The organism is Aliterella sp. E5.1, from assembly GCF_057473825.1.
Genome location: NZ_JBYCCV010000017.1, coordinates 47671 through 65862 on the forward strand (window position 1 = coordinate 47671; position 18192 = coordinate 65862).

The 18192-nt window shown below is 42.0% G+C and carries 18 protein-coding genes; 10 read left to right on the forward strand and 8 right to left on the reverse strand.

Annotated features, from left to right (window positions below; all coding sequences use genetic code 11):
* Positions 1 to 20: 20 nt before the first annotated feature.
* Positions 21 to 245, forward strand: coding sequence for a hypothetical protein (locus AC2VE5_RS08840; protein WP_486887392.1), 225 nt, complete (start codon positions 21 to 23; stop codon positions 243 to 245).
* Between the two features lie 119 nt (positions 246 to 364).
* Positions 365 to 1174, forward strand: a complete 810-nt coding sequence (locus tag AC2VE5_RS08845) for a glucose 1-dehydrogenase (RefSeq protein WP_486887393.1) — start codon at positions 365 to 367, stop codon at positions 1172 to 1174.
* Between the two features lie 6 nt (positions 1175 to 1180).
* On the opposite strand, the gene AC2VE5_RS08850 is transcribed toward AC2VE5_RS08845, so the two are convergent.
* Positions 1181 to 1357 carry a hypothetical protein gene (locus AC2VE5_RS08850; protein WP_486887394.1) on the reverse strand — a complete coding sequence of 59 codons (177 nt, stop codon included), beginning with the start codon at positions 1355 to 1357 and terminating at the stop codon, positions 1181 to 1183.
* A gap of 103 nt (positions 1358 to 1460) precedes the next feature.
* On the opposite strand from AC2VE5_RS08850, the gene AC2VE5_RS08855 reads away from it, so the two are divergent.
* Both AC2VE5_RS08855 and AC2VE5_RS08860 read left to right on the forward strand, forming a co-directional pair.
* Entirely contained in the window at positions 1461 to 4100 is a 2640-nt protein-coding gene (locus AC2VE5_RS08855) for an MGH1-like glycoside hydrolase domain-containing protein (RefSeq protein ID WP_486887395.1), read from the forward strand.
* 155 nt (positions 4101 to 4255) lie between these two features.
* Positions 4256 to 4462 carry a hypothetical protein gene (locus AC2VE5_RS08860; protein WP_486887396.1) on the forward strand — a complete coding sequence of 69 codons (207 nt, stop codon included), beginning with the start codon at positions 4256 to 4258 and terminating at the stop codon, positions 4460 to 4462.
* Between the two features lie 4 nt (positions 4463 to 4466).
* Here the strand turns inward: AC2VE5_RS08860 and AC2VE5_RS08865 are convergent, their stop codons facing one another.
* From AC2VE5_RS08865 to AC2VE5_RS08875, 3 genes are all read right to left on the reverse strand, one after another.
* On the reverse strand, positions 4467 to 5507 hold the full coding sequence (locus AC2VE5_RS08865) for an AI-2E family transporter (protein WP_486887397.1): 1041 nt from the start codon (positions 5505 to 5507) through the stop codon (positions 4467 to 4469).
* A gap of 301 nt (positions 5508 to 5808) precedes the next feature.
* Positions 5809 to 6192, reverse strand: coding sequence for a hypothetical protein (locus AC2VE5_RS08870; protein WP_486887398.1), 384 nt, complete (start codon positions 6190 to 6192; stop codon positions 5809 to 5811).
* A 25-nt stretch (positions 6193 to 6217) separates the two neighbouring features.
* On the reverse strand, positions 6218 to 8950 hold the full coding sequence (locus tag AC2VE5_RS08875) for a cation-translocating P-type ATPase (protein WP_486887399.1): 2733 nt from the start codon (positions 8948 to 8950) through the stop codon (positions 6218 to 6220).
* Positions 8951 to 9497: 547 nt separating this feature from the next.
* Between AC2VE5_RS08875 and AC2VE5_RS08880 the strand changes: the two genes are divergently transcribed.
* The 5 genes from AC2VE5_RS08880 to AC2VE5_RS08900 all read left to right on the forward strand — a co-directional run bounded on the left by AC2VE5_RS08880 (position 9498) and on the right by AC2VE5_RS08900 (position 13567).
* Positions 9498 to 10301 (forward strand): bacteriorhodopsin, encoded by an 804-nt coding sequence (locus tag AC2VE5_RS08880; RefSeq protein ID WP_486887400.1) that lies wholly within the window; start codon positions 9498 to 9500, stop codon positions 10299 to 10301.
* Positions 10302 to 10431: 130 nt separating this feature from the next.
* Positions 10432 to 11448 (forward strand): DUF389 domain-containing protein, encoded by a 1017-nt coding sequence (locus AC2VE5_RS08885; RefSeq protein ID WP_486887401.1) that lies wholly within the window; start codon positions 10432 to 10434, stop codon positions 11446 to 11448.
* A 160-nt stretch (positions 11449 to 11608) separates the two neighbouring features.
* Positions 11609 to 11962 carry a phage holin family protein gene (locus tag AC2VE5_RS08890; protein WP_486887402.1) on the forward strand — a complete coding sequence of 118 codons (354 nt, stop codon included), beginning with the start codon at positions 11609 to 11611 and terminating at the stop codon, positions 11960 to 11962.
* 81 nt (positions 11963 to 12043) lie between these two features.
* On the forward strand, positions 12044 to 13387 hold the full coding sequence (locus tag AC2VE5_RS08895) for a ferredoxin reductase family protein (protein ID WP_486887403.1): 1344 nt from the start codon (positions 12044 to 12046) through the stop codon (positions 13385 to 13387).
* A gap of 30 nt (positions 13388 to 13417) precedes the next feature.
* Positions 13418 to 13567 (forward strand): hypothetical protein, encoded by a 150-nt coding sequence (locus AC2VE5_RS08900; RefSeq protein WP_486887410.1) that lies wholly within the window; start codon positions 13418 to 13420, stop codon positions 13565 to 13567.
* A 17-nt stretch (positions 13568 to 13584) separates the two neighbouring features.
* Here AC2VE5_RS08900 and AC2VE5_RS08905 read toward each other — a convergent pair whose 3' ends face one another.
* The 4 genes from AC2VE5_RS08905 to AC2VE5_RS08920 all read right to left on the reverse strand — a co-directional run bounded on the left by AC2VE5_RS08905 (position 13585) and on the right by AC2VE5_RS08920 (position 17667).
* The gene (locus AC2VE5_RS08905) at positions 13585 to 14547 is read right to left on the reverse strand and encodes a YihY/virulence factor BrkB family protein (protein ID WP_486887404.1); all 963 of its coding nucleotides are present in this window, start codon (positions 14545 to 14547) and stop codon (positions 13585 to 13587) included.
* A 95-nt stretch (positions 14548 to 14642) separates the two neighbouring features.
* Positions 14643 to 14765 (reverse strand): hypothetical protein, encoded by a 123-nt coding sequence (locus AC2VE5_RS08910; protein ID WP_486887405.1) that lies wholly within the window; start codon positions 14763 to 14765, stop codon positions 14643 to 14645.
* A 3-nt stretch (positions 14766 to 14768) separates the two neighbouring features.
* Complete coding sequence (locus tag AC2VE5_RS08915; RefSeq protein WP_486887406.1) at positions 14769 to 15923, reverse strand: baeRF7 domain-containing protein; 1155 nt, start codon at positions 15921 to 15923, stop codon at positions 14769 to 14771.
* Between the two features lie 172 nt (positions 15924 to 16095).
* Positions 16096 to 17667, reverse strand: a complete 1572-nt coding sequence (locus AC2VE5_RS08920; protein WP_486887407.1) for a cation:proton antiporter — start codon at positions 17665 to 17667, stop codon at positions 16096 to 16098.
* 356 nt (positions 17668 to 18023) lie between these two features.
* On the opposite strand from AC2VE5_RS08920, the gene AC2VE5_RS08925 reads away from it, so the two are divergent.
* On the forward strand, positions 18024 to 18192 hold a 169-nt coding region (locus tag AC2VE5_RS08925; RefSeq protein WP_486887409.1), incomplete at its 3' end, for a transposase.

Consider the following 18192-nt stretch of genomic DNA (forward strand, 5'->3'; position numbering starts at 1 on the left):
GCAAAAATGCTTTAATTGCAGTGACTTCTGGGATTGGACAAGCGAAGCCCGTAACCGGGGGCGCTTGCGCCCCCGCGATCCGACTTGCTCAAGAAGGATGCAACTATCGCCAAAGTATAGAGGACGTAGAAGACACCGCAATGGCAATCCAAAAAGCTTCTTACAGCGATATTGATAACTGCGGTGTTGGTATTGCCAATTCAAAGCAATGCCTCCAGTTTCTATTTGATGCTGAAGATAGTTGACTAGAAATTCTAGTTAAGAGATTTCTTTAAGTTGGAAAGCATTCTTGACGAAGCAAAGGTCAGGTGACAGCAGCTTTCAGATCAAACTACACCCACTCAATTGCTGAAGAAGATTACTTATGAAAGGACTGCAAGGAAAAACAGCGCTGATTACCGGAGCGAGTTCAGGCATTGGGCAAGCGATCGCCATCCGCCTCGCTCAAGAAGGCTGTAATATAGCCATCAACTATCGTAAAAGCGTAGAGGAGGCAGAAGATACGGAAGAACTGGCGATGCAAAAAGCCTGCGGACAAGCAGCCGAGTGTGGAGTTGAAACGCTACTCATTCAGGGTGATGTCTCCAAAGAAGAAGACATCCTGCGCATGGTGAATGCGGTCATTGAGAAGTTTGGCAACCTAGATATTTTGATAAATAATGCTGGAATTCAAACAGAAAGCGCTTCCCATGAAGGGTCAACCGATGAATTTGATCGCGTTATTGCTGTCAATTTGCGCGGTGCTTATCTGTGTGCGCGAGAAACTATTAAGCATCTGTTAGCGCAGGGGCGCGCTGGCACGATTATCAATATTTCTAGCGTCCACGAAATTATTCCTCGCCCCATGTATGTCAGTTACTCCATCAGCAAAGGCGGCATGGGAAATCTAACTAAAACCCTGGCGTTGGAATACGCAAACCGGGGTATCCGCGTCAACGGCATTGCTCCAGGAGCGACAATTACACCGATTAACGAAAGCTGGACAGACGATCCAGCACAAAAAGCGATCGTGGAAAGCCACATCCCAATGGGGCGGGCAGGTACATCAGAAGAAATGGCAGCAGCCGTTGCCTTCCTCGCCTCTGAGGAAGCCGCCTATATCACTGGACAAACGCTGTTTATTGATGGTGGGCTAACACTTTATGCCGACTTCCGGGAAGCTTGGTCAGCCTGATCTCGTTCAAAGTCTGGTGCCAATCAAAATCAGCTTCAGGGGTCGATCGCGATCGCGAATCGGCTGTTTGGCTTGCATCCGGTCGATCATCCCTACCGCAATACCCCAGTTGTAGGTCGGATCATCGCGATCGTCGGCAGATAATAGCGCCATTTGCCAGAAATTGCGAATGTTGATAAACACTTGCCCCAGCAAACCTTCATCTTGTTCGGCGGCACGCCAAAACCCTGCTAATGGGTTGTCTTCAACTAACGAAATTATTTTTGCTGTTTACATTTAAACCACCATGACCGCAGAAGAAAAAAGATTACAAGAAAATCGCGATCGCACCGCTTACTGGCGCAGATGGGGACCTTATTTAAGCGAACGACAATGGGGGACAGTCCGCGAAGATTATAGCCCTTACGGTACAGCTTGGGACTATTTTCCCCACGACCACGCCCGTAGTCGCGCCTATCGCTGGGGTGAAGATGGAATTGCTGGCATCTCTGACAATCACCAAAGACTATGTTTTGCGATCGCGCTGTGGAATGGTGCAGACCCCATTCTCAAAGAAAGGCTATTTGGTTTAAGCGGACCTGAAGGCAATCACGCAGAAGATGTCAAAGAATGCTACTTCTATCTAGACAATACTCCCAGTCATGCCTACATGAAGTATCTCTACAAATATCCCCAAGCTGCCTTTCCTTACTCCGATATAGTTGCCGAAAATCAGCGTCGAGGCTACGCAGATCCAGAGTATGAATTGATCGATACAGGGATTTTTGAGGGCGATCGCTATTTTGATGTATTTGTAGAGTATGCAAAAAACTCCCCTGAAGACATTTATATTCAAATTACAATTATCAATCGCAGTTCTGAACAAAAAACTCTTCATCTATTGCCTACACTTTGGTTTCGCAATACTTGGTCTTGGGAGGAAGGTCAGGAAAAGCCTTATCTGAAGGTAATGCAATCTGATGATATAGCTGGCGCTGTTGAAGCTTCTCATCCAACTTTGGGCAGCAGATGGTTGTATTTTCAAGACCCTTGTAAGTTGCTATTTACAGAAAATGAGACTAACCAGCAAAAATTATTTGGAGTCAATAATAGTTCTGCTTATGTCAAAGATGGAATTAACGACTATGTTATTCATGGCAATCAAGAAGCTATCAATCCGCAGCAAGTAGGGACCAAAGCCGCCTGTCATTACTCATTAAATATTGGTGCAGGACAAGAAAAAGTAGTCCGCCTCCGACTTAGCGACCTTGGCAAATTAACTCAACCATTTGCTGATTTTGATTCAATCTTACAGATGCGCTCATCAGAAGCAGATGAATTTTATCAGCGGATTACGCCTACTTCAATATCAGCCGATGCTCAAAACGTCCAAAGACAAGCCTTTGCAGGAATGTTGTGGACTAAGCAGTTTTATCACTACGTTGTGGAAGATTGGCTAAAAGGAGATCCAAATCAACCACCACCGCAACGTAAATACGCCAGAAATGCAGAGTGGACGCATTTATTTAACGATGACATTCTTTCTATGCCTGATAAATGGGAATTTCCCTGGTTTGCTGCCTGGGATTTAGCTTTTCATACAGTTCCTCTAGCGACCATTGACCCTGATTTTGCCAAACGCCAATTAGATAGGTTGACGCGGGAATGGTATATGCACCCCAACGGGCAAATTCCAGCCTATGAATGGCATTTTAGCGATGTCAATCCCCCAGTGGAAGCTTGGGCAACATGGCGCGTTTATCAAATAGAAAAACAGATGTACGGTCGCGCTGATACAGATTTTCTAGAGCGTGTCTTTCAAAAATTACTCCTCAACTTTACTTGGTGGGTGAACCGTAAAGACATAGACGGAAATAATGTCTTTCAAGGTGGTTTTTTGGGTTTGGACAATATCGGCATTTTCGATCGCAGTGCCAAATTACCAACGGGTGGATATATCGAGCAATCAGACGGTACAAGCTGGATGGCAATGTATTGTTTGAGTATGCTGGCGATCGCTTTAGAATTAGCGAAAGATAATCCGCCTTACGAAGATATTGCCAGCAAATTTTTTGAACACTTTTTGCATATTGCTGATGCCATGAATCATATCGGTGATACCCATTTGAATTTGTGGGATGAAGCTGATAGTTTTTATTACGATGTCCTGCATTTACCCCATGGCGAGCGCTTGCATTTAAAAGTCCGTTCCATGGTAGGACTTATCCCGCTTTTTGCTGTAGAAACCTTAGAAGCAGAAATTATTGATGCTTTTCCAGGTTTTAAAAAGCGGTTTGAGTGGTTTATTAATAATCGCCCTCACCTGACGCGCAATATTGCTTGTATGGAAAATGGTGCAGGAGAATGTAGATTACTTGCTATTGTTAATCCTGAAAAATTACGAAAAATCCTGCACAAAATGCTAGACGAAGCAGAATTTTTGAGTCCCTATGGCATTCGTTCTGTTTCCAAGTTCCATGAAGCACATCCATATACTTTTACAGTAGATGGATATCAACATCGGGTGCAGTACGAACCAGGCGAATCTACAACTGGAATGTTTGGCGGCAATTCAAATTGGCGCGGTCCTATTTGGTTCCCTGTAAATTATTTAATTATTGAATCGCTGCAAAAGTTTCATGACTACTTAGGCGATGATTTTAAAGTTGAATGCCCAACAGGTTCTGGTAAACAAATGAATTTAGCAGAAGTTGCAACAGAGTTATCGCAAAGATTGCAGCAACTTTTTCTACAAAACTCCCAAGGTCAAAGACCAGTACATGGAAAAGTAGAGAAGTTTCAAAATGATCCTAATTGGCGCGAATTGTTACTTTTTTACGAGCATTTTAATGGCGATAATGGCGCAGGTCTTGGTGCTAATCATCAAACTGGTTGGACTGGTTTAGTTGCACAATTAATCTACGCTAGTAAGAGCCATAAAAAATAAATTATGACTTACTAATTTTAAGTAAAAACTTGAATCAAAAAATGTTCTTTCTTGTGTTAGATAACTAAATATAGATCTTAAATAATAATGTCTATAAGCATTTATCCTAAAACGAATAAATCCATGCTAATTCATCAAATAATGAAAAGTAGAAAATGAATAAAAAAATTTCAAATCCATTAAAACCTTGGACAGCAATTGCTGTATTTTTATCAATGACAACTGCCTATAGCTTTTTAAATCAGCCTGTAGCTAAAGCTCAATCGTCAACACCTTCTGCAACTCCACGCTCTACCCCCGCTCCGGCTGGATCTACGGAACTTAGACGCTTGCCAGATACTAAAGCAAGTATACCTTGTTAGGATTTTATAAAGGGGTATGATTCCACTTATCCATAATATCTTTAATCACTACCTCCTCTAACCATATCTTGGTAACTACAGTTAGTGGTAGAGCTAACAATAATCCTAAAAAACCAAAAAAGCTGGTAAAGAATATTTGAGCCGTAAGAGTGATCGCAGGTAATAGCGATACCTGATGTGCCATGACGGTAGGGGTTAACCAATAGCTTTCAATATTTTGAATTACAAGGTACAAAATTAAAACTGCAATTGCTTTCCAAGGAGCATCTATTAGAGCGATCGCCATTGGTAGTACCACACTCAAGGTTGGTCCAATATTGGGAATAACGTTGAGTACCCCAGCTAAGATGGCATGGGCTAGAGCTAGGGGTACTTGCAAAATCCATAAGCCTATACCACTCAAAGCCGCAATAAATACCATTTCTATTAAAGTACCCACTGTCCAATTCTTTAAACCTGACTCACAAAGCTTGAGAATTTCATCAACTCGTTTACGGTAAAAAGAAGGAAATAGTTTTACAAATCCTTGCCGATATGGTTGGGGGTTGGCTAGAAGCATGAGGGTGATAACCAATACTAAAAGGAGTTGCAAGATAACGTTGATAGGTAAAAATAAAAAATCAAAACTGTTTCTAACTAACTGATTGGCTAAAGGTTGAATTTGTTGGATTATTTGCTCAATTAAAACATCTATATCAGGTAAATCTGGATACCATCCCAAAAGGCGCTCCGCCAAAAGATTCAGCCACTGTTGAGTCCGGATCAATCCACTGGGGAAAAGTTCTACAAGGTCTTGAAATTGCTCAACAAAAGGTGGCACGATCAGCAACAAAAAGATAATTGAAAGGGCAAGGGAAGCAATAACACTCAAAAGAACAGCCAAAGAACGCTTAATACGTAGTTTTTGAAATTGTTGAACAAGCTGATTTATTGCTGTTGCTAATACCACTGCTGTAAATAAAAGCAAAAGTAGTTCCCGGATCTGCCAAAGGATATAGATCGAAATAATTGAGGCTAGTAAGCCAATCCATTTACCAACTTTCACAGGGTATTTAGCTCTTAATATTCAAAGTTTGTAGGAATATTGCCTGATTCATAAATAACGCTCTTAGAGGCTACCGTGTTTAATATTAGTAGTAGTTATAAATGACAGGAGTTAATTTAAATCAAATAGTAATAGATATAAAAATAGCTATATTTTATGAATCAAAGACTATTCAATAAAACATTTTTTACTGTATAGTTGTCAATAAAATAGCTAATTGATTTAAACTTCAAAAAATAGCTTTAGACTATAGAATGTAGCTTAGAGCGAACCTACATTAAATAAGTAGGCAAAGATTCATTTAATCAGGAATATTATTTTGAGGATAATAGTCATGACAATTAACTGCTTCTGATTTTAAAGCAGTGTCTGGATGTACCGCACATTTGAGATAATAGTTATGGTTGAAGAATCGACAATTTTTACAAGGAATTTGATTTGAACGGTTGAAAGTAGAAAGCTGATTTTTTCCAGTTTTATAGGATTTAAATGATTTGAGAACCATTAGCAATACAGTAAATACTAAAAAATAAATAGGAATTAAAAGCATTTCACCATTAGCTACTATTGGCTCATCTTGCTTTTTTACATCGGTTTTTTCTTCAATTGGGCTTACCTCAATGAGATTTAATCGATTAAAATCTCTTTCTGCTGTTTCAGATTTTTTTAATAGTTTATTATTCATTTTATTTCCCTCTTTTTTAAACTACTCAGTTAGGAGGATCTAAGCGATTGACCAAAGCAGATACTGGAATCATTGGTAAACCCACAAGCAGACATATCAACCATTGATTTAAGTTCAATGGCGTTGTGTAAAACAGATTGTTCATGAAATCCCACTGACTGAAAAGCACCTGTAAAATTACAGCACAGATAATACCAATTCCAATGGCTGGACTTGTTCTGATTGTTACTCTTTTTCCTTGAAGTTTATCTATGAACGCACTTCCTAAGTGGCTAATGCTCAAAAGATAAAAAATTCTTCCTGCTACTAAAGATTGAATTGCCATTGTGCGAGCTAAATCGACATTTCCCGTAGTTTGTTGCACCCATTCAAATACACCAAAGATCGCAATCCAGTTAAACGCAGAGATAATCAAAATACGCTTTAATAAATTGCCTGATAGTAAAGGTTCATTGGGGTTGCGTGGAGGATATTCCATCTCCCGCTTGGATTTTGGCTCAAAGGCTAACGGTACGGTCATGGCGATTGAATTGACCATGTTTAGCCACAGAACTTGTAATGATAGGATGGGCAAGGCTCTTGCCAACAGTACGCTAATCAAAATTGTCATCGACTCCCCACCGTTTACAGGGAGAATGAAAGCGATCGCTTTGAGTAGATTGCGGTAAACTGTACGACCTTCTTCAACCGCAGCTTCAATAGAAGCAAAGTTATCATCAGTCAAGATCGTGTCGGCGGCTTCTTTAGCTACCTCTGTACCCGATTTCCCCATCGCAATGCCAATATCTGCTTGTCTAAGCGCAGGTGCATCATTAACTCCGTCTCCAGTCATTGCCACAATTTCGCCTTTGGACTGTAAAGCTTCGACGATGCGGAGTTTTTGTTCTGGGGCGACACGGGCAAACACTACCCCATCTTCTACCGCCGTTGCCAGTTCATTTGGCGGCATTTGGCTAAGTTCAAGCCCCGTGAAAGCTAAAACTTCTCCATTGTTGTTAAATCCCATGCGAGACGCGATCGCGGCGGCGGTGACAGCATGATCTCCAGTAATCATCTTCACCTTGATTCCCGCTCGTTGACAAGCTTGGACTGCGGCGATCGCTTCGGGGCGCGGCGGATCGATCATCCCTTGCAACCCCAAGAATATTAAACCCGTTTCAATATCCTCATGCTCTAAAGAATCTTGCTGGGCTAGCACAGATTTTTTAGCAAACGCTAGTACCCGTAGCCCCTGCTGTGCCATGCTATCAACTTCCTGATGCACGGTTTTTTGATTTACCTCAGTAGTATTTCCTTCCGCATCCAACATCTGTTCGCAACGCGCCAGGATTGCCTCTACTGAGCCTTTAACATAGATAGTCCTCAAAAAAGATTCTTTATTAAGTCTCTCGTGCAAAGTTGCCATGTACTGAAACTCAGATTCAAAAGGGATGACATCTAGCCTGCGTGACTCCCTTTCTACGCTGCTGTCGGTAAATCCTGCTTTTTGAGCCACCGCCAGCAAAGCTCCTTCCGTTGGATCGCCGATTACGACAGCTTGACCACTTTCAACTTCCAAACGCGAGTCATTGCACAACAACCCAGCTATAAGGCATTCCTGCAACGTAGGATGCTGATTTAAGTGAACTGACTCGTCATCAACTAAAATTTCCCCTTCACCTGCATAACCGCTACCTGTGACTGTATAGCGATCGCCTCCTGCATAAATCGCTTGTACCGTCATCTGATTTTCTGTCAATGTTCCAGTTTTATCAGAACAAATAACCGTAGCACCGCCCAAGGTTTCGACGGCTGGTAACTTGCGCACAATTGCATGACGACGAGCCATCCGAGATACGCCAATCGCCAGCGTCACTGTTACTACGGCTGGTAATCCTTCAGGAATTGCACTCACAGCCAAAGCCACCGCCGCCTCAAACATTGCTACCCAAGAGTTGCCGTAACCCAGCCCCACTGCAAAAGTGAAGGCGGCTACCCCTAAAATGACGTATAACAACTTGCGACTGAATTTATCAAATTTCCGGGTTAGTGGCGTTGTCAGATTGGTTTGCTGGTCTATTAACTGAGATATCCTTCCGGTTTCTGTAGCATCTCCCGTGGCAACAACAATGCCACTACCAGTCCCAAACGTCACAAAGCTGCCAGCATAAGCCATATTAATGCGCTCTGCTAGCGGTGCGTCTGGATTGAGCGGTAGAGTGTTCTTTTCTACAGCAATCGATTCACCAGTAAGTGCTGATTCATTGACTTGTAAGTTACGGACTTTAATCAGGCGCAAATCTCCTGGTACTTTGTCTCCAGAAGCGAGTAGCACTATATCGCCCGGTACTAACTCCGTAGAAGCAACTCGTACTTTTTGCCCGTTACGAATGATATTTGCGTCGGTAGTAACAGAGGAAGCTAAGGCAGCGATCGCACTTTCCGCTTTTGCTTCTTGAACGTAACCGATAATGGCATTAATGACTGTAACACCCCAAATTACCCACGCATTTGCCCACGAACCAAGTAATGCCTTAATTGCCCCAGCTATCAGCAATATGTACAGCAAGGGCTGGTTAAATTGCAGGATAAATCGCAGCCAAGGGCTTTTCCCTGGTTTACTCTTGATTTCGTTAGTGCCAAAACGCTGCTGGCGCTGTACCGCCTCCTTAGAAGTTAATCCCGATTCCAAATTGCTGTCTAAATGTCGAGTGACTTCCTCTACAGGCAGAGAATGCCATTGATATTCCAGCAAGTTTTTGGCTGCGGTTGCTGTCATGTTGTTTGCTCCGAGACGGTAAGGTAAGGCACTCCTACAACTAAAGCGGATTCGATAGTGTTATGCGCATATGAAATCCATCTAAATTTAGTTTTGGATACAAATGTGACTAGAAAGTGATAAAAGCTGTCATTTTTTAATCACTTTTACGCTCAATATTAGAAATAGAAGTATTGAGTAAGGCGAAATATTAAACTTTAGCTTGTAGCGTTCGAGAAATGTTTTATGCTTTCTATTGCTTTACTTATAGCAACTTAAAATCTATACAAGAACTCAAAAAGTAATGCTGTTGCAGCGATTTGGCTAATAAACGTTAGAAAATTCAAGGTTATAAAGCGATCGCTCAAAACTTTTTATTAGTATTTCAGCTATACAAGCTAACTTTATCTCCAAGTCACTCTGTAGCTAGATGGAAGTTGAATTGTACTGATGATTTATTTGGAAAGATGAATTAAACATAAAGGCTCCAGTTATCAGCTTTTATTTGTAATTAGGCTTGATTTTTGTTATCTAAATATCCACTCTTGAACCAATGGCGAGGTAATTCATGGATTTGCAGACTCTATTTCATTGGCTCTACATTACTGGAATGGTGATCGGCGCTATTTACTTTATATCCCTAGGCAGAAATCCTCGCGGCGTTCCCCGATATGAATACTTAGTTGCCGCCTTTATCCCTATATGGTCAGGTCTAGCTTATCTATCAATGACTGTACCCCATGGGGATTTGGAGCAGGGAAAAATTGAAGTAGCAGGTCAAATTGCCCATTTTGCCCGCTACCTAGACTGGGTTGTAACTACACCATTGTTGCTACTAGCCTTATCCTGGACAGCAATGCACCATCTGCAAAAAAAAGACTGGACATTAATTGCGTCTTTGATGGGTACACAGGTAATTGTTGTTATTTGTGGCTTAGTTGCCGATCTATCGGTAGTACCTTGGGTTAGATACTTGTGGTATATCAACGGTGTCGTTGCCTTTTTGGTTGTTTTAGGAGGTATTTGGGGAGCTTTACGCGCCAAAACTAGAAGCCAAGGAGCAGAACTATCAAGCTTTTATGATAAGATGGCTACCTATTTTACAGTATTGTGGATTTGCTATCCAACGGTGTGGATTCTTGGTCCTTCTGGGTTTGGGGTTTTCAATCAAACCGTTGATACGTTTCTATTTTGCCTAATTCCCTTCTTCTCCAAAGTAGGATTTAGCTTCCTTGATTTACACGGCTTACGCAACCTAAGTAGCTCATCGCAAACTCGCGTTGATAGCACGGTGGGCAATGTTCTGCATTTTTTAGGCAGCATAACTACTAATTCAAGGCAACGGCGTTTAGCAAGAAGAAATAGAGCCTGAGATTTTGCTAGTAAAGCTTACACGCGATCGCCAAAAAGCAAATTTTTATCAATTTGGTATATGGTATTGAGCTACCTTTTTTCTTCTACATCCTCTGCCTTCTGTCAATCAAAACACAAGGAATAGCAGTTTGTTAAACATAAACAATATACGCTATCGGTTTAATGAGTTCAAAACCAAAAAAAATCCGCCACAGCAAGTAGAGGAAATGCGCCGGGGATTGGTAGAAGAATCAACCATAAGTATTACTTACCTTGTGTTAATTTTAGGTTCCTGTGTAATTGCTACATTAGGGCTGATTTCTAATAGTGCGGCGGTAATTATCGGGGCGATGATTATTGCGCCGTTGATGTTGCCAATTCGGGGATTAGCCTTTGGAGCGTTAGAAGGCAATGTTCTCCTCTTTCGTAAAGGTTTAATAGCAATATTAGTGGGAACCCTTCTCTCAATTGCTTTAGCTTTTTTTGTCGGGTATCTGGTAAGATTTCCAGCCTTTGGTAGCGAGATTATCAGCCGTTCGCAACCTACTTTACTAGACTTAGGAATTGCCATTGCTGCCGGGGGAATTAGTGGTTTTGCTAAAGTTCAACCGAAGATTTCTGAAAGTTTAGCAGGAACGGCGATCTCTGTTGCTCTCATGCCGCCAATTTGTGTTGTTGGTTTGGGTTTAGCCCAAGCTAATTGGTCGCTTAGTCTCGGTGCAACTCTCCTTTATTTGACTAATTTGTTAGGCATTACTCTTTCTTGTATGCTGACATTTTTGATAACGGGTTGCACTTCAGTAAGACGCGCGCGTAAAGCCCTCCTTTGGACGCTGGCTTTAACTAGCATACTAATGGTTCCTTTGGGGGCAGGATTTTTTAGATTAATTAGACAATCTCAGCTTGAAGCTAGTCTAAGAGAAGCACTACTGAATCGAACTATTACTTTGCAACGGATGGTATTACTTAATAGTGATGTCAATTGGTTGACTAACCCGCCCCAAGTCCGTTTGAATATTCGGACTAAAGAATCTGTAACTCCAAGACAAGTGACACTTTTAGAAGAATTTTTAGAAAAAGAAATAGGTCAAAAATTTACCTTAATTTTTGAAGTTGGTGAAGTTGAAGAAGTTAGACGAGAACCTTCACCAAGTTCTAACTTTTAGTAGATGCCTTAAATTTAAATATGAATATTTTTAAGTGAGATAAAGCGTTAATGCCAAGAACTTAATTAGGTGCTATCACTTTTTAGTAACATTTGTCGTTAACACTAGAAATAGAAATTGATTTAGCGAAACCAAATAGTGATTATTGGGAGTTTTTGCCATGATTGGACTGCTTGTTTCTTGGTTAGTTACTACGATCAGCTTTTTGATTATTTCTAGATTACCGATCGGGGTAGAAATTGACAGTTTTGGTAAAGCAGCAATATCAGCCGTAGTATTTGGAATTTTGAATGCAATATTACGACCGATACTTGGATTTTTTACTTTTCCCTTGATTTTTATAACGTTTGGGCTATTTCTATTTGTGTTGAATGCAATTATCTTTGGATTAGCGGCGGCAATAGTACCAGGATTTCGCTTGCGTTACGGACTTTGGAGTGCTTTGATTGGTGCGATCGCTTTAAGCATTATTAATTCCCTACTTTTTAACCTACTTGCAGCCCTGAGATTGTAATGCTGCCCTATTGTTAATTAATTGGGCTGAAGTTAATAAGCAAGTTTCATCACCGCAGCAAAATTAGGAGGCGATCGCGATATGAAAAGTCTACTAATGAGAAATCCTGTAATCATAGGGATTTCTTGGATAGGCGTGTATTTAATAATTATTCTTTTACCCCTGCTGATTCTGCTTCTTTACCCTCCCACACCGAGCGCAGAACGGAGTTTTTGGCTAGAATTTTCTGTCGCCCTTGGCTTCATTGGGTTAGCAATGATGGCAATGCAATTTGCTTTAACTGCTCGGATCAACCGCATTGAAGCTTCCTACGGAATTGATTTAATTCTTCAGTTTCATCGCTACACCTCAGTAGTCGCCTTCTTTTTCATCCTTGCCCATCCGTTGATTTTGTTCATCGACAACCCAGAAACACTGCAATTATTAAATTTCTTTCAAGCTCCTTGGCGGGCTAGGGCGGCAGTAATAGCTACATTGGCGCTGATTGCTCTTGTTGTCACCTCAATTTGGCGAAAACGCCTGAAGATACCTTACGAACCTTGGCGGCTTGCTCATGGCATCTTGGCAGCGATCGCTGTTGGGTTCGGTTTAGGTCACGCTTTGGGTGTAAGCAACTACCTGGGACTTTTCTGGAAGCAAATTATCTGGGTTGGGATGGCGGCGGCAGCAATGTGGCTACTACTATACGTCCGCTTGCTTAAGCCCTGGTTTATGCTCAAAAAACCTTATTTGGTGGAAGCTGTAATTCCCCAACGAGGCGATGTCTGGAATCTAGTTTTACGCCCCAGAAGTCATGAAGGTCTAAATTTCCAGCCCGGTCAATTTGCTTGGATAACTCTACAAATCTCGCCGTTTCGGATGAGAGAACACCCCTTTTCTATAGCTTCTAGCGCTACCCATCCAGACCGCATAGAGTTCGGCATTAAGGCTGTAGGCGACTTCACAAACACAATCAAAGACGTAAAACCAGGCACTAAAGCTTATCTTGACGGTCCCTACGGAGTTTTTACTACAGATCGCTATGAAGATACCGCCGGATTTGTCTTGATTGCTGGAGGTATAGGGATTACACCGATTATGAGTATGCTTGTTACCTTAGCTGAACGTGATGACGAACGCCCTTTACTATTGATTTACGCTAGTAAGTCTTGGGAAGATATTACTTATCGCGAAGAAATTGAGGCTTTGAAGGACAAATTAGACCTCACCGTCGTTCATGTGCTTAGAGAACCACCAGAAGATTGGTCCGGGGAGACAGGCTACGTTGATAAAGAGTTGCTGCAACGCTATATACCAAAACGTCCTGCAACCCGTAATTACTTCATCTGTGCAGTGCCGAAAATGATGGATCAGGTAGAAGCAGCCTTGCACGACTTAAACGTGCCTGTTATGAACGTCCACATGGAACATTACAATCTTGTCTAACAAAATTAACAGATTATGCGTTATAGCCTCATGGTTCAGTTAGTAGCAACCATTACCTTTATCCTTCTCGGTACAGCTGCTTTGTTTGCCTGGTTGCAATACCGTCCAGTATTAGAGGAAAAACGTATGCCAAGTGTTTTACCAGTTTCACGCGATCGCCTTTTGACGACAGACAATTAACTTTAAAAGAAGTTGCCTTAGTTTCTTGGTCTACGGTGACGAAATTGCCGAAACGAAATACCTTGGCGTTTAGATTTTAGCGTTCGCCCTTGCTCGTCGTTAGACAAAGAAACAGCATACTGAGATGGCACGATCGCCCGACCGCGCTGTTTGGCAAAAACTTTAGTAAACTCTGCCCCCAATAAGAGAATTTGAGCAGCGTAAAATATCCAGGTAATAACAATAACAAAAGAGCCAGCTACTCCATAGGCAGAGCCAAAATTAGTTTGACTCAAAAATAACCCAAACAAAAACTGACCGATCAGAAATAAGATTGCAGTGACGCTTGCTCCGACAAGGGTATCGCGCCAGGAAATTTCAACATCGGGTAAAACAGTGTACATAATCGCAAAGATCGCCGTAGTTATGCCAAAGGAAATTAACAAGCTGACAATCTGCCACAAGTAACCAGAACCAGCAACCAAACTATTCAAAAAATCAACTAACGCAGTCAAAACTGTATTGCCGACAAAAGACAACAGTAAGACACAGGCGATCGCCAGTACCATAACAAATGACAACAGGCGCTTACGCAAGAAGTTGAACAGTTGCTGTTTTGGCAAAGGCTTTACCTCCCAAATTCTGTCTAGTGCATATTGAATTTGGGCAAAAACTCCTGTAGCGCCAAATACCAAAAAACCAAGATTAAATAGGAGTTGAAACGTTCCACCTTCAGCATCGGCTCTCATACTAGAAATCGCCGAGGCGATTAATTCTGCTCCTTGCTCGCCAAATAGTCCAGTCAATTGAACTACAATCTGCTCCTTGGCTGCGGCTTCGCCAAAAATTGCTCCCACAATCATTATCACAATTACCAGCAGTGGCGCGAGGGAGAAGACCGTGTAATAAGCCAATGATGAGGCTAACAAAGACACTTCATTCAATTGCCATTTTGAAGCAGTCTCTTGCAATAGCCGCCAAATTTGTCTGAAACTTATCATATACGGAAGCCCAACTTTTGGATGTTAGATTATTGGTAATATGAATCTTAACAACCAGATGTTGCATTGCAACGTCTCTAGCATTGGTTCTGAAATCATTTTCGCGCTTCCTGCGTTAGTCCTTTACCTACTGGTAGGACGATTAAAATTGCGATCGCTATTAAAACTTGACGAGTATAAAGAATGTGATCGCCACTATGAAACAAAGTTGGTATCAACCTTCAATAGCGTAACGTTGCGACTATTGGAGCATCTCCTGGTACTTTTTCTGGCTCAACAGCATACACCGTACCACCGTTGAGGAGTGTATACAGAGCCGCTAAATCCATCAAGTCCTCATCGCCTGTCTCTTGTTCTCCATGTACTTGTATCTTGCCAGTATTAGGATCAAATACCCCCCATTTTTGCTGCCCAACCGGAACGAATAAAAATTCAACTCGCTGGTAATATGCGGCGGTAACAACATCGTGAATATTGGCCGCGGTTTGTCCGCTTCCTGCTAACCCCTGATAACGTGCTTGAGCTTCCTCCATAGCTTGCTCAAAGTAAGGCTGGACAATCTTCCAGGCTGAGGCGTGTAATTCCTCAGCTTTTAATTCGTCTGGATTGCCAGTGATGCCTTCATCTAGCAAGTGAGGATAAGTATTTGCCTGCTGGTAAATTGGTAGAAGGTAGTCAACACCCGCCAAAATCAAAGGGGAATGCTGATTTTTTAGCAACTCTTGCAAGCCGCCATTTACCTTACGGAAGTAGCGCAGTATATTATCTTTTTGCTCATCATTGCCAGATCCATGACCGTGAAACATGGTAGAGCGATCGCTACTTCCACCCCCAGAAGTACCTGTATGAAACTGGAGGTTTTTTTCGGGATCGTCGTACTTCAGCGCTTCTGCAATACTGGTGGGTACATCCTCTAACTCCACCTCCTTAACGCTGTAGCGCGTTCCTTGGAATAATCTCACCTGGTTTTGGCTAAGTGCTAGGATATAGAACTGTCCATCACCAGTAAGCAATGGCAGCAAAGGCTTAAAGTGAAAGCGATCGGTAACTACTACAAGCTCAGAAAAATTTAGTGGCAAGCAATAGTAGCTAAACACATTGCTAGAGATGAAGATTGCTAGTCCGTCACTTTGATGCTGCCAAAATAGATAATCATCTATTGCTTGGACTCTTTGCATTAAGTCTTTAGCATCTTGCGATCGCAATCCGTTAGCAACCAGCTTTTCCTCAGCTTCCCGCATCAAGTTTTTAAATCGAATTGGGTCTTGTTGCGTTTGCGTTCCGAGTCGGTGAGTTGGCATATAAATGGAAACGCAAGCTGTCGATCTATCTGATGCCAAGGAAAATAGTTCATCAATTGAAATTAACGAATTCATAAAGCTTAGTTCTCCACAATCACGAGCGAACTGTAAAATGCTTATTTTTCAAATTACAGTCTTATAAGTTAAGCGAAAGAGTTATTCCACCTGCCTCTAGCCTTGTACTTAAATGTGACTAGAAAATGACGTTGGAGCAATTGCTTGATTTCATAGAGCAGTTTGCAGTTACTTAACCGACTTTCTGATCGCCAGCGTGTAGTACTTCGGATAGGAAAGGAGATAGCTCTTTATTCAATCGTCCTGCTTTGACAAATTCAGCGTAGGTATTTGCTTCAATTGCCAATAGTTCTCCTCGCAGTTGGTCTGTTATGAAGTTTTGTAAATTAGGATACTCCTGTTCTAACTGGTTAATTTCTAGTTGGATATCCTCAATACCACCTTTAATCAATGCTTCTTGATAGCGGTAAAATTCTGGATCTATCCCTGGACGCTGGTCTGTTTTCAGGTGTTGTAAAACGCGATCGAGGGCAACTCGACGCGCCACAAATTCCATATACTCCTGACGTAAGGGCTGATCGCCCATTAATTTTAGCTTTTGCACTAAAGGTTTGATAGTTAATCCCTGAAATAGCAACGTAAACAAAACCACGCCAAACACTGTAGCAATAATCTTATTTCGCTCTGGTAGGGCAACAGGTACGCTCAATGCCAAGGCAATAGAAACAGAACCGCGCAAACCTCCCCACCACAGGATAGTTTGCTCTGGCAACCCAATTGCAGATTTGACAAAGTAATTGCTGAAACTGCTGAGGGTATAAATAGCGATCGCCCGTGTCAAAATCATGGCTATGACTGTTACGCCAATAATTCCTATGTTGTCTCCCAGCGTAGAAAAATGAACTTGGTCGCCAATGAGCAGAAACATAATCGAGTTGACGAAAAACGCTAGAAATTCCCAGAACTCGCTAACAATAATCCGAGTGCGGGGATTCATGCCGATACGAGAACCAAAGTTGCCTAGTATCAAGCTTGTTGTTACTACCCCAATGACTCCAGAACCGCCCAAGTCTTCAATAATTAAGTAAGTACCGTAAGCCGCAACTAACGTTAACGATTGTTCCACCAAGGGCAAATCAAATCTTTGCGTCAAGTAGGAAATGCCATACCCAATTAAGCCTCCCATTGCTACGCCAATTCCTACAACAGTCAACAATTGCCCCACAATTGGTTGAAATGCTAATTCCGCCTTTCCTAAAGGTAGTGCCACCAAAAAACCAAAGGCAACCACCGCCATGCCATCGTTAAATAAGCTTTCACCTTCCATCAAAGTGTTCAGGCGACTACCTACACCCAATTCTCGAAACAAAGCTGTGACCGAAACTGGATCGGTAGCAGATAAAATAGCCCCCACAAGTAAAGCCGTAGTCAGTGAGAGTCCCGCCAATTGATTTAGACTAAGTGCCATCCCCACAATCGAAATCACGACTCCCACAACGGCGTAGAGGCAAATCGGTACTAAGTTTTCCTTCAAGTCCGACCATTTCAAGTTCCAGGCAGCTTCAAATAGTAACGGTGGCAGAAAAATTGACAGAATTAAGCCAGGGGAAAGTTCTACCAGACGGACATCAGCAAACGCCAGCCCTAAGCCGACAATTACAAGTAATAAGGTGTAAGGAATTTGGCGAAACCAGCTAAATATTTGCGGCAGCGTCGCTACGCTTAAAGAAACTGCCAGTACCAAAAGAAACTGCTTTAAGTTTGTTTCAATCGCTACTTCGCCTATTGCTGATTCAAGTACCATACTCTAAACCTGGTGAACATCAAGGATTGATTATAATCAGGCTATTGTTAGATGACGACTACCTAGAGATATGATTACTATTGAGAAATAGCAGTTAGCGACTAGATTCTTCAAGATTGACATACTCCCCGGCGTAAACGCACGAGGATTCTAATTCATGGTTCACAGAAGTTCGCTTGCATATCAAGTTGCCCATCAATAGTAGAGGTGATCTTCTCCCCATGCTTTCCTTTTTCCAAAGCAGATTTCCAATGCCCTTGGGTACTGTGGTCTTGAAAAGCTTTATTTTATAGAACCCATTTGACATCTTTCCCTGGAAGGAAGTAACGTTAAGGCAAAAACATAATGCAGATGCCATGCCGTACCAGAGCAGCCTCACCGACGAAGAGTGGAAAATAATAGAACCTTTACTACCTAAGATCCTACCGCCGAAGAAGCAAACAAGACCTTCTAACTGGAGCAAGCGCGAAATCTTGGATGGCATCTTTTATCAACTGAAAAATGGTTGTAACTGGCAAGACTTGC

Bases quoted from the DNA above. Each gene is read 5' to 3' on its own strand.
- AC2VE5_RS08845 (WP_486887393.1), top strand. From the start codon at position 365: ATGAAAGGACTGCAAGGAAAAACAGCGCTGATTACCGGAGCGAGTTCA.
- AC2VE5_RS08855 (WP_486887395.1), top strand. From the start codon at position 1,461: ATGACCGCAGAAGAAAAAAGATTACAAGAAAATCGCGATCGCACCGCT.
- AC2VE5_RS08860 (WP_486887396.1), top strand. From the start codon at position 4,256: ATGAATAAAAAAATTTCAAATCCATTAAAACCTTGGACAGCAATTGCT.
- AC2VE5_RS08870 (WP_486887398.1), bottom strand. From the start codon at position 6,192: ATGAATAATAAACTATTAAAAAAATCTGAAACAGCAGAAAGAGATTTT.
- AC2VE5_RS08875 (WP_486887399.1), bottom strand. From the start codon at position 8,950: ATGACAGCAACCGCAGCCAAAAACTTGCTGGAATATCAATGGCATTCT.
- AC2VE5_RS08880 (WP_486887400.1), top strand. From the start codon at position 9,498: ATGGATTTGCAGACTCTATTTCATTGGCTCTACATTACTGGAATGGTG.
- AC2VE5_RS08890 (WP_486887402.1), top strand. From the start codon at position 11,609: ATGATTGGACTGCTTGTTTCTTGGTTAGTTACTACGATCAGCTTTTTG.
- AC2VE5_RS08895 (WP_486887403.1), top strand. From the start codon at position 12,044: ATGAAAAGTCTACTAATGAGAAATCCTGTAATCATAGGGATTTCTTGG.
- AC2VE5_RS08900 (WP_486887410.1), top strand. From the start codon at position 13,418: ATGGTTCAGTTAGTAGCAACCATTACCTTTATCCTTCTCGGTACAGCT.
- AC2VE5_RS08905 (WP_486887404.1), bottom strand. From the start codon at position 14,547: ATGATAAGTTTCAGACAAATTTGGCGGCTATTGCAAGAGACTGCTTCA.
- AC2VE5_RS08915 (WP_486887406.1), bottom strand. From the start codon at position 15,923: ATGAATTCGTTAATTTCAATTGATGAACTATTTTCCTTGGCATCAGAT.
- AC2VE5_RS08920 (WP_486887407.1), bottom strand. From the start codon at position 17,667: ATGGTACTTGAATCAGCAATAGGCGAAGTAGCGATTGAAACAAACTTA.